12 protein-coding genes and 1 pseudogene are annotated in these 13,502 nt (G+C 76.2%); 3 read left to right on the top strand and 10 right to left on the bottom strand.

Going from position 1 to position 13,502, the window contains the following annotated elements; translation table 11 throughout:
- The first annotated feature begins 1 nt into the window (after window position 1).
- Window positions 2-1,201, top strand: a complete 1,200-nt coding sequence (locus DNL40_RS04810; RefSeq protein WP_111250096.1) for an MFS transporter — start codon at window positions 2-4, stop codon at window positions 1,199-1,201.
- On the opposite strand, the gene DNL40_RS04805 is transcribed toward DNL40_RS04810, so the two are convergent.
- Window positions 1,198-1,791 (bottom strand): hypothetical protein, encoded by a 594-nt coding sequence (locus tag DNL40_RS04805; RefSeq protein WP_111250095.1) that lies wholly within the window; start codon window positions 1,789-1,791, stop codon window positions 1,198-1,200. The genes DNL40_RS04810 and DNL40_RS04805 overlap by 4 nt on opposite strands.
- 140 nt (window positions 1,792-1,931) lie before the next feature.
- On the opposite strand from DNL40_RS04805, the gene DNL40_RS04800 reads away from it, so the two are divergent.
- Window positions 1,932-3,044 carry an RDD family protein gene (locus tag DNL40_RS04800; protein WP_179950939.1) on the top strand — a complete coding sequence of 371 codons (1,113 nt, stop codon included), beginning with the start codon at window positions 1,932-1,934 and terminating at the stop codon, window positions 3,042-3,044.
- Here DNL40_RS04800 and DNL40_RS04795 read toward each other — a convergent pair.
- The 5 genes and pseudogenes from DNL40_RS04795 to DNL40_RS16985 form a co-directional block, all read right to left on the bottom strand.
- Window positions 3,019-3,474, bottom strand: coding sequence for a GntR family transcriptional regulator (locus tag DNL40_RS04795; protein ID WP_111250093.1), 456 nt, complete (start codon window positions 3,472-3,474; stop codon window positions 3,019-3,021). The genes DNL40_RS04800 and DNL40_RS04795 overlap by 26 nt on opposite strands.
- Window positions 3,471-4,385: a hypothetical protein gene (locus DNL40_RS04790; RefSeq protein ID WP_111250092.1), complete on the bottom strand. Its 915-nt coding sequence runs from the start codon at window positions 4,383-4,385 to the stop codon at window positions 3,471-3,473. The genes DNL40_RS04795 and DNL40_RS04790 overlap by 4 nt, the downstream gene beginning before the upstream one ends.
- A 119-nt stretch (window positions 4,386-4,504) precedes the next feature.
- The gene (locus DNL40_RS04785) at window positions 4,505-5,092 is read right to left on the bottom strand and encodes an alpha/beta hydrolase (protein ID WP_111250091.1); all 588 of its coding nucleotides are present in this window, start codon (window positions 5,090-5,092) and stop codon (window positions 4,505-4,507) included.
- A 58-nt stretch (window positions 5,093-5,150) separates the two neighbouring features.
- Window positions 5,151-6,518 (bottom strand): ABC-F family ATP-binding cassette domain-containing protein, encoded by a 1,368-nt coding sequence (locus tag DNL40_RS04780; RefSeq protein ID WP_425450759.1) that lies wholly within the window; start codon window positions 6,516-6,518, stop codon window positions 5,151-5,153.
- Window positions 6,498-6,887, bottom strand: a pseudogene (locus tag DNL40_RS16985) (ATP-binding cassette domain-containing protein); the annotation flags it as partial. The gene DNL40_RS04780 and the pseudogene DNL40_RS16985, both read right to left, overlap by 21 nt.
- A 220-nt stretch (window positions 6,888-7,107) precedes the next feature.
- Between DNL40_RS16985 and DNL40_RS04775 the strand changes: the two are divergent.
- Complete coding sequence (locus DNL40_RS04775) at window positions 7,108-8,109, top strand: acetylxylan esterase (protein WP_111250089.1); 1,002 nt, start codon at window positions 7,108-7,110, stop codon at window positions 8,107-8,109.
- Between the two features lie 4 nt (window positions 8,110-8,113).
- Here DNL40_RS04775 and DNL40_RS04770 read toward each other — a convergent pair whose 3' ends face one another.
- The 4 genes from DNL40_RS04770 to DNL40_RS04755 all read right to left on the bottom strand — a co-directional run bounded on the left by DNL40_RS04770 (window position 8,114) and on the right by DNL40_RS04755 (window position 13,496).
- A complete protein-coding gene (locus DNL40_RS04770) occupies window positions 8,114-9,055 on the bottom strand; it encodes a 4-(cytidine 5'-diphospho)-2-C-methyl-D-erythritol kinase (protein ID WP_111250268.1) in 942 nt (313 codons plus the stop codon).
- A 52-nt stretch (window positions 9,056-9,107) separates the two neighbouring features.
- Complete coding sequence (rsmA, locus tag DNL40_RS04765) at window positions 9,108-10,016, bottom strand: 16S rRNA (adenine(1518)-N(6)/adenine(1519)-N(6))-dimethyltransferase RsmA (protein ID WP_111250088.1); 909 nt, start codon at window positions 10,014-10,016, stop codon at window positions 9,108-9,110.
- A 36-nt stretch (window positions 10,017-10,052) separates the two neighbouring features.
- Window positions 10,053-11,384 carry a resuscitation-promoting factor gene (locus DNL40_RS04760; protein WP_111250087.1) on the bottom strand — a complete coding sequence of 444 codons (1,332 nt, stop codon included), beginning with the start codon at window positions 11,382-11,384 and terminating at the stop codon, window positions 10,053-10,055.
- Between the two features lie 474 nt (window positions 11,385-11,858).
- Window positions 11,859-13,496 (bottom strand): resuscitation-promoting factor, encoded by a 1,638-nt coding sequence (locus DNL40_RS04755; protein WP_245885667.1) that lies wholly within the window; start codon window positions 13,494-13,496, stop codon window positions 11,859-11,861.
- Window positions 13,497-13,502: the final 6 nt, after the last annotated feature.

The raw sequence follows: 13,502 nt of genomic DNA, 5'->3' as shown, positions 1-13,502 counted from the left end.
GGTGAACCCAGGGAGAACCGGCCGTGCGCGCTGGTTCCTCCTGGCCGCGCTCCTGCTGGTGGCGCTCAACCTGCGAGCCCCGCTGACGTCGCTGCCGCCCGTGGTGGGCCAGGTCTCCGACGCGCTCGCCCTCACCCCTGCCCAGGCGGGGCTGCTGACGAGCGTGCCCGTGCTGTGCTTCGCCCTCCTCACGCCGCCGGCCGCGCTGCTGCTGGCGCGCCTGGGACCGGAGCGGTCCGTGCTGGTGGCCGTGGTGGGGGTGCTCGCCGGGGAGCTGCTGCGCTCGGCCGGCAGCGTGCCCGCCGCGCTCGCCGGGACCGCGGTGCTGGGCGCGGGCATCACCGTGGGCAACGTGGCCGTGCCGGTGGTCATCGCCCGCGACTTCCGCGACCGCTCCGCGGCCGTGACCGGCGCCTACTCGGCCACCATGAACCTGGGCTCCGCGCTCACCACCACCCTCACCGTGCCGCTGGCCGCGGTGTGGGGCTGGCAGTGGGCGCTGGCCGGCTGGGGCGTGCTCGCCGTCGTCGCCACCGCCGCGTGGGGTGGAGCGATGCGCTCGACGGCGCCCGCCGCCCGGCTCGACGGCGCACAGCACGGCTCGGGCGCGCCGCACCTCGGCCGCCCGATGGCGGTGCTGACCGCCGTGCTGTGCGTCGCGTTCAGCGGGCAGGCGTTCGCCTACTACGCGATCACCGCGTGGCTGCCCGAGATCCTGCACTCGCGCCTCGGCCTGGACCTCGCGGCAGCCGGCGGGGCCGCCGCCCCGTTCCAGCTCTGCGCGGTGGCCGGCTCCTTCGCCGTGCCCCTGGCGCTGTCCCGGAGGGTGCCCGCGCGGGCCGTGTCGGCCGTGGTGAGCCTGTGCTGGCTCTCCCTGCCCACGGGCATGCTCCTGGCCCCGGGCGCCACCGGCCTGTGGGTGGCCCTGGCCGGGGCGGCCCAGGGCGGCAGCTTCACGCTCATCTTCACGCTCATGGCCCAGCGTGCCCCGTCCGTGGCCGCCGCCCGCCGCGCCTCGGCGATCGTGCAGACCACCGGCTACGCATGCGCCTCGCTCGCGCCCACCGTGCTCGGAGCCGTGCACACCGCCTCGACCGGCCCGGGCTCCGACGGGTGGACGGCGCCGCTGCTGCTCGTGCTGGGCGTGCTCACGGTCATGGGCGGCATGATGCTCGTGGCCACCCGGCCGGTGCGCGGCTAGCCGCCCGCCCCCGGTGCGCTCTCGCCAGGGAGCCTCGACCAGCGGACGTTGGCGACCAGGTCACCGGCCTCCTCGCCGTAGGCGAAGATCTCGACGTCGTAGTCGCCCGCCGGGCCCTGCGGACGCACCTGCCACCAGCCGTCGCCGAGGCTCGTGACCTCGGCCTGGACTCGGCAGCCCGCGCACGGTGCGCCGTCGCCCACCTGCGTGACGACCAGCCGGTCCATGCCGGCGACCGGGACGAGGACGAAGACCTCCTGCGGCGAGCCGAGGGGCACCGGGTCCGCGTCGGAACCGTCCGCGCACCCGATCCAGCCGGAGCCTGCGAGAGGGTCGGTCAGGCAGTACGTGTGGGGCGTCAGCCGCAGCTCTGCGGTGCCGTACCGCACCAGGAACGGCGGCGGTGCGGTGTCGTCCCCGGCGGGGCCGTGCGCCGTCGTCACGGCCGGGCTCGGCGGCACCGGGGACGGCGGCGCCTGCCCGGGCTGGCGGACGGCGTCGGGTGCGGCGCACGCGGCGGCTCCCGCGAGCAGGAGGCCCGCACCGGCGAGGGCGGCGGCGCGGCGCACGGCCGCGACGAGAACGGTCATGCCCTCCCTGTGTTCCAGGGGGAGCGACCCTTGCCGGACGCACGACGGGCTCCCCGCCCGGGGATGGCGCACCGCACCTCACCCGGCGGGTTCCCGCCAGCGGCTTTCCCTGCGGCGCCCCGTGCTGGGAAGGTCGGCCCGTGACCAGCGCAGGGACCGTGCCACCCGCCGCTCCGCCGTCGGCCACCGCCGAGGAGGCGGAGCTGACGGTCACCGGCGTCGTGCACGCGTCGTGGACCCGGCGCGTGCTCGCAGCGGTGCTGGACCAGTCCCTCCTGGTGGGCGCGGCGTGGTTCTTCGCCGGCCCGGACGTGGGCGCACCGACGTTGTGGCCCACCCTCTGGGACGCCGACGTCGATGCCGCCCAGCCGTGGACGTCCTCGTTCGCCCTGGTGATCGTGGCGGTGCTGCTGCTGGGGCTCCAGGGCGACACCGGGTGGACGCCCGGCAAGCTCGTCGTGGGCATCGCCGTGGTGCGTGACGGCGACCTGCGCCCGGCAGGGTTCCTGCGGACCGTCGCGCGGGCCGTCTTCCACCTGGTCGACGCCCTCCTGATGATCGGCTACCTGCGCCCCCTGTGGAACGCCGAGCGTCGCACCTTCGCCGACTCGGCGATGGCCACGGTGGTGGTGCTGCGCCACCCCACGCGGCTGAACCGGGGGTGGCACGTGGCGCTCACGGCTGCGGCGGCGCTCGTCTGCGCGCTGGGCGTGGGTTTCTCCATCCCCTCCTGGTCGGCGGGAGGCGTCTCCAGGGTCGGCTCGGCGCAGTGCGTGCCGCAGGTGACCGACGAGCGGGTGACGGCGGAGCCGGTCGTGGTGGAGGTCGACGACCGCTGGGACCGCGAGCGGCGCCTGTGGATGGTGCGCTCGGCCCCGGACAGCCGGGACGTGACGTTCGGTTGGCGGTGGTCGCAGTCGTCTCGGGCCGGGTCGCAGGCTCTCGACGTGGAGGACGCCGTCCTCACCGTGTCCGCCGCCCGCCCGGACGGCACGGGCACGACGGAGACCGAGACCCGCGTCGGGGACGTGGACGGTCTGCTGGTCCAGCACACCGGCTCGACGGCGCGGGCCGAGGCCGTCGTCTCGCTGGAGACTGCCCGCCGCACCTCGCAGCCGGGCCCCGAGACGGTCCAGGCCCGGGCACTGGGCAACGAGGTGCGGCTGACGTCCGCGCTGGTGCTGGACGGCGAGGTCGTGGCGACGTGCACCGTGGACCGGCTGGTCCTCAGCGCGGCACCCTCGGGCTGGTGACGTCCCCGCGCTCGTCCTCGGTGAGCGCCCCGCGGACGAGCGCGAGCAGCTCACCGTCCTGGATGCCCTCGGCGCGTGCGCGCGTCACGAGCGAGCGGACGTCGTCCAGCAGCGTCGGGGGCTGGGCGGACGCCGTCCCGGCGGGCGAGGCGGGCTCCCGGGGTGCTGGGGGCGCGGTGCCGGCCGCCGTCGTGCCGGTGACGACGGTGCCCACGCGCCGGCGGGAGGCGACGACGCCCTGCGCCTCGAGCTCGCGGTAGGCGCGCTGCACGGTGCCGACGGCGATGCCGAGGTCCCGGGCGAGGTCCCGGGAGGCGGGCAACCGGTCGCCGGGGCGCAGGGCACCGACGGCGACGAGCCCGGCGACCTGGGCGCGGATCTGCTCGTAGACGGGCGTGGGCGCCGAGACGTCGACGGTGAGGGCGGTCACGCGCTCACCGGCACGGTGCCGGACGTGGCCTCGGGCCGCCGGGGCGCTCGGGCGGGGATCGCGGTGGCCGCCACCACGAGAGACCCGCTCAGCAGCACGAGCCCGGCGACGAGCACGGTGACGGAGGGGCCGGGCCGCTCGGCGCTGTGCAGCGCGCTCGCCGCGACGAGCATCACGAGCCCCGCGCCGCTCCCGGCCCACGCCTGCGCGCCGGCCAGGACCCGGGCCGCGCTGGTGCGCCGCACGGCGTCGTCGTGCTCGGCCGGCACCAGGGCCAGCGGCGGCCTGCGGGTGACGACGCCCAGGACGACGAGCACCGCGGCGAGGGCGAGGCCGAGCGCCACCAGGAGGGGCACGCCGTAGGCCCAGCCCGGATACGGGCCGGACGCTCCCCACCCCACGACGGCGCCGTGCTCGTCGAGCACGTTCGGGGAGGCCACCGATCTCCCGTCGGGGCGAGCGGTGAGGCCGAAGACCACGAGGGCGGCGGCTGTGACCAGGACCGTGGCGAGGAAGGTGCGCAACCGCCAGCCGCCGACGTCTGCGACGGTGCGCCGGACCAGCACCGCGCTGCGGAGCACCCCGCGCGGGCGCGGCCAGGTGCGTTCCCCGAGCGCGCGGACCAGGCACAGGACGACGGCGCCGACGAACGGGGAGGTGGCCTCCAGCCCGCCGGGCGGCCCGGGGACCGTGCCGTGGAGCGGCCCGGAGGCGAACGGTGCGGAGGTGATCGCCAGCACCGTGGCGACGCTGGCGAGGACAGCGGCGAGCGAGACGAGCGTCTCGTGGCGCCGCGCGGCGACGGCGACCGCGGGGGCGTGAGCGGCCGGGCCGCGTCGCTGCGAGGCGACGAGGACGGATGCCAGCCCCAGGACGGCGGCGAGGAGGACGAGCGCGAGCAGGGCAGCCATCAGGTCTCCAATGAATCAATGCGTTGCCTCATTGGAGCATATGGAGCTCCCCACGCACAAGGCGTCGCACGAGCCAGCCCGCCCCGCGCTACCCGTCGCCGTGCCGCCCGGAGCTCACGTCAGGAGCCGGCCACCTGCTCGGCGAGCTCCGCCACGGCCGCCGTCACCTCACCCAGCGCCGCCAACGACGCACGCCAGTCGCCGGGCACCATGAGCGAGTGGTCGGCGTGAGCCACCTCGACCACGCGAGCGCCGCTCTTCGCGGCGACCACCGGGTCCCACAGCGGGTCGTCCGAGCCGCCCGCCAGCACGGTCGGCAGGCCGGAGACGTGCAGGGTCAGCGCGGCGTCCCGCACGTCGACCGTGCCCTGGTCGGAGACCAGCGGCGTGATCCACACGCCGGGGACGCTCAGCAGCGAGCACACCGGCAGCGCCAGGGTGCCGAGCGACTTGCCCACCACGAGGTGCTTGGCGTGCGGGGCGGCGTCGAGCCCTTCGCGGACCACACGCGTGTACGTCTCGCGCGCCTCGTCACGCCCGCTCGGCCCGGAGTCCCACACGAACGTGCGCAGGCTCCACCCGGCGTCGCGCAGCACCGCCGCGGCGTACGCCAGCAGGGGGCCGTCGGCGGTGTAGCCCTGGCCGGGCAGGATCGTCGCGACCCGGTCCGGGTCGCCGTCGTGCGTCAGGAGAGTGAAGTCGGCCATGCCCCGAGCATGGCAAGGAGCCGCGCCGCTCGCGGCCGCAGGCGGCGTGCCCGGCCCGTCAGCCAGCCACCTCGGCGGCCTCCAGCCAGGCGAGCTCCAGCTCCTCCTTCTCGGCCGCCAGCTCGCGCAGGCGGCCGTCCAGCTCGGCCACGGCCTCGAAGTTCGTCGGGTCGGCGGCGATCTTCTCGTGCAGCTTCTTCTCGTCGTCGGCGATGCGCGCGAGCCGCCGCTCGATGCGGGCGATCTCCTTCTTCGCCGTCCGCACGTCGGCGGCGGACGGCGCGGGCACGCTGCCCGCGGCACCCTCGCCCGCTGCGGGCGCTCCGCCGTCGGGCACCGCCGCAGCAGGCGACGACGACGCCCCGCCCTGCGCGGCCCGGCGCAGGTCCAGGTACTGCTCGACGCCGCCCGGCAGGTCGCGGATCTTGCCGTCACCGAGCAGCGCCCACTGCCGGTCGCACACCCGCTCCAGCAGGTAGCGGTCGTGGGACACCACGATCAGCGTCCCGGTCCAGCCGTCGAGCAGGTCCTCCAGCGCGGCCAGCGTGTCCGTGTCGAGGTCGTTGGTGGGCTCGTCCAGCAGGAGCACGTTCGGCTCGGCCACGAGCAGGCGCAGCAGCTGCAGACGGCGGCGCTCGCCGCCCGAGAGGTCGCGCACCGGGGTGTGGGCGCGCTCACGCGTGAAGCCGAGGCGCTCGGTGAGCTGCCCGGCGGTCAGCTCCTTGCCGCCCACCACCACCGACGACTTCTCACGGTCCACCACCTGCACGGCGGTGAGATGGCCGACGTCGTCGAGCTCGCCGACGTCCTGGCTCAGCTCCGCGACCTCGACCGTCTTGCCGCGCTTGACGCGGCCGCCGTCGGGCTCCCGCCGCCCGGCCAGCAGGGACAGCAGGGTGGTCTTGCCCGCCCCGTTGACCCCGACGACGCCGAACCGGTCGCCGGGTCCGAGCCGCCAGGTGACGTCGTCGAGGAGGGCCCTGCTGCTCTCGCCCTCGCCGACGGTGACCGTCACGTCCTCCAGGTCGAGCACGTCCTTGCCCAGGCGGCGCGTCGCCATGCGCGTGAGCTCCATGGGGTCGCGCGGCGGCGGCTCGTCGGCGATGAGCGCGGCCGCGGCGTCGAGCCGGAACTTCGGCTTCGAGGTCCGGGCCGGCGCCCCGTGCCGCAGCCAGGCGAGCTCCTTGCGCAGCAGGTTGTCCCGCTTCTCGGCGGCAGCCTGCGCCTGCCGCGACCTCTCGGCACGGGCCAGCACGTAGGCGGCATAGCCGCCCTCGTAGCCCTCCACGCGCCCGTCCCCCACGACCTCCCACATGCGCGAGCACACCGCGTCCAGGAACCAGCGGTCGTGCGTGACGACGACGAGGGCGCCGCGCGCCCCCGGCCGCCCGTACCGCTCCTGGAGGTGCCGGGCCAGCCAGTCCACGCCCTCGACGTCGAGGTGGTTGGTGGGCTCGTCGAGCAGCAGCACGTCCGGGTCCGTGACGAGCAGGGCCGCGAGCGCCACCCGACGGCGCTGGCCGCCGCTCAGCGTGGAGGCGGGCTGCTCCAGGTCGAGGTCGGCGAGCAGGCCGTCGTGCACCGCACGGACGCGGGCGTCCGAGGCCCACTCGTGCGTGGCCGCCTGGCCGTGCACGAGATCGAGCACCGAGGCGCCGGGAGCGGCGTCGTCGCGCTGCTGGAGCACGCCCACGGTGGAGCCGCCCACGCGCGTCACACGACCGGCGTCGGGCGCGGTCGTGCCGGCGAGCATGCGCAGCAGGGTGGACTTGCCGGCGCCGTTGGGGCCGACCACGCCCACGCGGTCGCCGTCGTCGAGCCCCAGCGAGACGTCGGCCAGCAGCGTCCGGGTGCCGATCGTGAGCGCGATGCCGTCCGCGCCGAGGAGATGTGCCACCCGACAAGGGTACGGACCGTGGGCCGGACCACCGGACGGGCCTGTCGAAACGATATGTTCGCTCCGTCACCGCCGACACGCGCGACGCCCCGGCGCCGCGCCCCCAGGAAGGACCCTCATGGCCCAGTTCGACATGCCTCTCGACCAGCTCGAGGCCTACGCGCCCGACGTCGCCGAGCCCGCCGACCTCGACGAGTTCTGGACGAGCACGGTGGCCGAGGCCCGCGCCCTGGGCGGCGCCCCGACGCTGGAGCGCGTCGAGACGGGCCTGACCCAGGTGGTGGTGGACGACGTCACGTTCCCCGGGTTCGGAGGGCACCCGATCAAGGGGTGGCTGGTGCGCCCCGCTCACCACGACGTCGACCGCGACGGCCCGCTGCCCGGCGTCGTCGAGCTGCTCGGCTACGGCGGCGGCCGCGGCCTGCCCCACGAGCGGCTGGAGTGGGCGGCCGCCGGGTTCGCGCACCTGGTGATGGACACCCGCGGGCAGGGGTCGCACTGGGGCGGGGGCGGCTCCACGCCGGACCCGGTGGGGCGCGGAGCGTCCGTCTCCGGGTTCATGACGGCCGGCATCGAGGACCCGCACGACCACTTCTACCGCCGCTTCTACACCGACGGGGTGCGTGCCGTGGACGCGCTGCGCCAGGTGGCGGGCGTCGACCCGGCGCGCGTCGCGGTGACAGGTGCGAGCCAGGGCGGCGGCGGCACCGTCGCCGTCGCCGCGCTCACGGCCCTGACCGGCACCGGGGTCTCGGCCGCGATGCCGGACGTGCCGTTCCTCGCCCACTTCCGCCGGGCCGTGCAGATCACCGACTCCCACCCCTACGGCGAGATCACCAAGTACCTGTCCGTGCACCGCCACCCGGCCGCCGAGGAGACGGTGTGGCGCACGCTCTCCTACCTCGACGGCGTGAACCTGGCCCGCCGCGCCACCGCGCCGGCACTGTTCTCGGTGGCCCTCATGGACACCACCTGCCCGCCGTCCACCGTGTACGCGGCGTTCAACGCCTGGGGCGGGGACACCCGGCGCATCGACGTGTACCCGTACAACGACCACGAGGGCGGCCAGGCCTACCGGTTCCCGCCCCAGCTCGCGTGGCTGCGCGAGCACCTGGGCTGAGGCGTCAGCCCACCACGCGGGCGCCGTGGGCAGGGCCGGTCGCGGTCCACACCGTGTCGGCCGCGCCCTCGGCGGTCCACGTCGCAGCGATCGCCAGGGCGTGCTGGCGCGACCGGGCCAGGGCCGCCACGGTAGGGCCCGAGCCGGAGACGAGCGCTCCCAGCGCCCCGGCCTCCCGCGCCAGGTCCAGCGTGCGGCGCAGGTCGGGGCGCAGGGACAGTGCCGCCTCCTGCAGGTCGTTGTGCAGGGCCGCTCCGAGCGCCGTCGGGTCGCCGGCGCGCAGCGCCTGCATCAGCGCGGTGTCGTCCTCGACGCCCACGGGCGGCGCCTGGCCACCGGTGAGCTCGTCGTAGGCGGCGAACACGCGCGGGGTCGACAACCCCTCCTCCGAGGCGGCGAACACCCAGTGGAACTCGCCGCGCGTCATGGCGGGGGTCAGCAGGTCGCCGCGGCCCGTGCCGACGGCGGTGTGCCCGAGGAGGCAGAAGGGGACGTCGGCGCCGAGCCGCGCGGCCAGCACCCCGAGCTCGCTGCGGGGCACGCCCGTCTCCCACAGCGCGTCGCAGGCCACGAGGGCCGCTGCCGCGTCCGCCGAGCCGCCCGCCATGCCGCCCGCCACGGGCACGCCCTTGCGCACGTGCAGCGCGACGTCGGGCTCCACGCCGACGTGCCGGGCCAGGACGTCCGCGGCGCGCCAGGCCAGGTTGGTCGCGTCGAGCGGCACGCCCGCCGCCTGCGGGCCCTCGACGGTCAGCGAGACGCCCGAACCGGGCGAGACCTGCGTGGCGGTGACCTCCTCGAACAGGCTCACCGCCTGGAACACGCTCACCAGCGGGTGGTAGCCGTCCTCCCCCACGGGCCCGACGCGCAGCGACAGGTTCACCTTGCCGGGCGCGCGCACGCGCACCGACGGGGACGGTGCTGCCGTGAGGCGGTGACGGCTCACGGGCGGCGTCCCCGCAGGGCGGTCGACGGGGTGCTCGACGGCATGGGGCGGCTCACGCCCCCACCGTGCCAGGGGCTGAGCCGTGCTGCACGCCGTCGGGGTCCGCGCCCGCGGCACGCCGCTGCTCGGCGATGCGTGCGAACTCCTCGACCCCGAGCGTCTCTCCGCGGGCCGACGGGTCCACCCCCGCCGCGCGCAGGGCCGTCTCGGCTGCCGCCCCCGACCCGAACAGGCCGGACAGCGCCGCGCGGAGCGTCTTGCGTCGCTGGGCGAACGCGGCGTCGACGACGGCGAACACCTCCTCGCGGGTGGCGGAGGTGGCCGGTGGCTCGCGCCGCTCGAGCGCGACCAGGGCGGAGTCCACGTTGGGCACCGGCCAGAACACGTTGCGGCTGACGTCGAACGAGCGCCAGGCCCGCGCATACCAGGCCGCCTTGACCGAGGGCACCCCGTAGACCTTCGAGCCGGGGGCGGCGGCCACCCGGTCGGCCACCTCGGCCTGCACCATGACCAGCACCCGCTCCAGGGTGGGGAACCGCTCGAGCATCGTCAGCAGCACGGGCACGGCCACGTTGTAGGGCAGGTTCGCCACGAGCGCGGTGGGAGGCTCGCCCGGCAGGGAGGTGACGTCGAGGGCGTCCGAGAGCACCACCTCGAAGTCCGCGCCGGGCAGCCGCTCGGCGACGGTGGCGGCGATCTGGCCCGCGAGGACGGGGTCGATCTCGACGGCGACCAGGGACGCCCCCGCCTCGAGCAGACCGAGGGTCAGGGAGCCGAGCCCCGGCCCCACCTCGACGACGCGCTGCCCCGGCTCCACACCCGCGGCACGCACGATCTTGCGGACCGTGCCGGCGTCGTGCACGAAGTTCTGCCCCAGCGTCTTGGTGGGGCGGACACCAAGACGCCCTGCCAGCTCGCGGATCTCCGCGGGACCGAGCAGGGCGCCTGGGCGTGAGTTCATGCAGCAGAGCCTATCGGCAGGGCTCCGCGGGGCCGGTCAGTACCAGTTCTTGGCCTGGGAGTGGCTCCACGCGCCGCACGGGGTGCCGTAGCGACCCTCGATGTAGTTCAGGCCCCAGGTGATCTGGGTGGCCGGGTTGGTGCGCCAGTCACCGGCGACCGAGCCCATCTTCGAGCCGGGCAGCGCCTGCGGGATGCCGTAGGCCCCGGACGACGGGTTGGCGGCCGACGGGTTCCAGCCCGACTCCTTCTGGAAGAGCGAGTCGAGGCACGACCACTGCTCGCCGGTCCAGCCGCGGGCTGCGGCGAGCTGCTGGCCGATGGCGCGCGGCGAGCCGCTCACGGACGGGCCGGACGTGGTGGCGGCCTCCTCGGAGGTACCGCTGGAGGAGCCCGAGGAGCGGGGAGCCACCGGCTGGGGTGCCGGGCGCTCCTTGGTGCCCTTGGCCACGATCTTGGCGACGGGCTCGGCCGTGACGTCGTCGGAGAGCACCTCGCGGGACTCCTCCTGGCCGTCCACGGTCACCACCCGCTCGACGACGGTGCGCACGCCCTCCTTGCCCTCCTGGACCACCTTGGACTCGCCCTCGTACAGGTCGCCGTCCTCGGTGGTCTGGGTCTCGAACCCGATGGGGTGCTCGGTGGCGACGTCCTCCTGCGCGACGCGCTGGACGACGACGGCCACGCCCGGCGCGGGGGCGCCGTCCTGCGGCTGGACGCCCGCAGCGGCGGCGTCCGTCACGCGGACGCGGTCCTGCTCGCCCAGCTCGACGTCGACGGCGTCGAGCACGTGCTCGACGTCGGCGGCGCCGTCCTCGGCGGTGCGGGTCTCCCCGTCCGCGACGACGGCGACAGGCTTGTCGGCGTCGAGGCGCAGGCCGATGTCGCTGCGGTCGGCGGAGCGGGACGCGACGAGGGCCACGTCGCCGCCGCGGGAGGAGAGCGCCGACAGCGCCTCGTCCGCGTCGAGCGCGGTGACCCAGACCTGCGACTCCTGGCCGTCGGCCTGGAGGGTGAGCTCGCGCCCGTAGCGCACGACGACGTCGGCGCCCTCGGTGAGCCGCTCGTCGGCGGCGGGGGTGACGGCGTCGCGGTCGCCCACGCGCACGCCCTGCGCCTGCAGGAGGCCGTCGACGGAGCCGGCGAACGTGGCCACCGTGGTGACCTGGCCGTCGACGTCGAGCGTGACGGTCTTGCGGGCGTTGCCGTACGCCAGGGCGCCGCCGGAGGCTGCGAGCGAGGCGGCCACGAGGCCCGCGACGACCGGCAGGCGGCGCAGACGGCGACGCGTCGGGGTGGTGGTGTTCTCGGGGGTGACGTCCGCCTGCGGCCCCTGCGGGGCGGCGGCGGGCTGTGCAGCGTTGTTCATCAGGTCCAGTCGTCGTGCTGTCCCGGGCACGGTCGGTCGAGCGGGTGTCGGTCACGGTGGACCTCCGCGACGACGCCGGGGCGTCGCGGCGCGCGGCGGGACCAGGGTCCCGGGGCACGCGGGCGGGCTCGACCTGCCGATCCGGCGGTCGGGCTCCCGGGGCCTGGCGGGCTCTTCTCGCCCGCCGGAGGCGCTCCGGGGCCTGTCGTCTCGCGCCAGGGCGCCGTCGTGCAAGGCAGGGGGGCCTACACTCCGTGGCGCTCCAGCGCCCGAGAGACACTCGACCGTAACCGCTTCGTTATCGAACGCCAAGTCCTGAGAGCGAAAAGGTGACCGGACCCACCCTCACGAGCACCGGCGGGGAGCACGGCCGTGGCCCGGCCCCGCGAGGGGGCCGGGCCACGTGAGCGCTCTGCACCAGGGCACGGAAGGAGCCGCGCCGAGGCCGTCGTCCGCGGGCGGAGCGGCTCCCCGTCAGCGCAGGCCGAGCTTGCGCGAGCACGCGGGCCACTGGCCCCAGCCCGAGCGTGCCTGCAGGATCTTGGCCCGCTCGGTCTGCTCGGCCGGCGACGCCTGCGAGGGCAGCCCCGTCCCCCCGACCGACTGCCAGGTGGAGACGCTGAACTGGTAGAGGCCGTGGTAGAGCCCGTTCGAGGAGACGACGTCGGGGCGACCGCCGGACTCGCACTGGGCGAGACGGGCCCACACGTCGTCCGTCGGCGCAGCCGGGGCGGGCGCCGGCGCCGCTTCCGGAGCCGCCCCCTCCGGGGCCGCCGCGTCCGCGGGACCGTCCTGCACCTCGGCACCCGCCGCCGGAGCCCCGGCCGACGGGGCGGACGACGCCGGCCCGCTCGCCGAGCCCGAGCGCGACTCCTGCTGCGGAGCCGCCTGTGCGCGCGAGGTCTCGGCGGGACGCTCCTTGGTACCGGTCACCACCACCTCGTCCACGGGCGGGGTGGTGTCCCCCTCCGAGACGAGCTCGCGGGACTCCTCCACGCCGTCGACCGTCGTCACCCGGAAGACCTTGGTGTGCGCACCCTCGACGCCCTGCTGGGTGACACGGGGCGGCAGGTCGGAGAACCGGTCGGGATCCTCCTGCTCGACCCGCTCGAACGGCAGGGGCGTGATCTCCTCGACATCCTGCACCTCGACCCGCTGCACCAGCAGCGCCACCTGCGGCGCAGCTCCGCCCGCCTCGACGGCGGACACCCCGGCCACGTGCTCGACGTCGGCGGCGTCCAGCACGCTGACGCGGTCGTCCGCGTCCACGTCGACGTCCACCGACTCGAGCAGGGAGTCCAGGCCCGCGCCCGCGTCCCGGGTGGCCCGGGCCTCCCCGTCGGCCACGACGGCGACCGGTCCGCCGTCGGCGACCAGCCGCAGCGGCAATGACAGGCGGTCGCCCGAGCGCGACGCCACGAGCCGCACGTCGTCGCCGCGGGCCGACAGGCGCGAGAGCGCCTCGTTCGCGTCCAGCGCGGTGACCCACACGTCCGACTGCGCGCCGTCCGCCAGGAGGGTCACGAGCCGGCCGTACCGGACCACCACCTCGGCGCCGTCCCGCAGCGGCGACTCCACGGCCGGGGCCACCGCGTCACGGTCGCCCACCCGGACGCCCTCGGCACGCAGGAGCCCCTCGACCGAGCCGGCCAGCGTGGTGACCTGGGTGACGTTGCCGTCCACGTCGAGGGTGATCGTCTTGCGGGCGCTGCCGTACGCGACCGCTCCGCCGGCGACCACGGCCGCGGCCGTGAGGGCCGCCACGAGCGGCGCACGGCGGCGGCGCCGGCCCGTCCGCTCCTCGCCCCGCGCCCGCCGCGCGCCCGTGCGAGCCCACGGCGACACGACCGCTCCAGGCGTGGCCGGCGGGCTCACGAGCACCTCGATCTCCGGTGCCTGGACGGTGCCGACCACCAGGTGGCGCCCGCGCGAGAGCGGGGAGCCCTCACCGGGCGACGACGGGCGGGCCGGGCCGAGGTGGGCCGCACGCCGGGCCGGCATCGGCTCGGCACCCAGGCCGGGACGGGCCGTGCGGCGGGCCGGCATCGGCTCGGCACCCGCGCCGTAGTGCGGCGCGGGGCGGTCGGGCTGAGCGGGGTTCGGAGCAGTCACACGGGT

It is taken from the genome of Xylanimonas oleitrophica, from assembly GCF_003244315.1.
Classification (GTDB): Bacteria; Actinomycetota; Actinomycetes; order Actinomycetales; family Cellulomonadaceae; genus Xylanimonas_A; species Xylanimonas_A oleitrophica.
Note: the sequence above shows the minus strand (reverse complement) of the source record. Positions and strands in the feature narration are given on the sequence as shown.

What these genes read in the sequence shown, in the direction of transcription:
- DNL40_RS04775 (WP_111250089.1), top strand. Translation starts at nt 7,108, where the DNA reads ATGGCCCAGTTCGACATGCCTCTCGACCAGCTCGAGGCCTACGCGCCC.
- DNL40_RS04760 (WP_111250087.1), bottom strand. Translation starts at nt 11,384, where the DNA reads ATGAACAACGCTGCACAGCCCGCCGCCGCCCCGCAGGGGCCGCAGGCG.
- DNL40_RS04805 (WP_111250095.1), bottom strand. Translation starts at nt 1,791, where the DNA reads ATGACCGTTCTCGTCGCGGCCGTGCGCCGCGCCGCCGCCCTCGCCGGT.
- rsmA (WP_111250088.1), bottom strand. Translation starts at nt 10,016, where the DNA reads ATGAACTCACGCCCAGGCGCCCTGCTCGGTCCCGCGGAGATCCGCGAG.
- DNL40_RS04790 (WP_111250092.1), bottom strand. Translation starts at nt 4,385, where the DNA reads ATGGCTGCCCTGCTCGCGCTCGTCCTCCTCGCCGCCGTCCTGGGGCTG.
- DNL40_RS04785 (WP_111250091.1), bottom strand. Translation starts at nt 5,092, where the DNA reads ATGGCCGACTTCACTCTCCTGACGCACGACGGCGACCCGGACCGGGTC.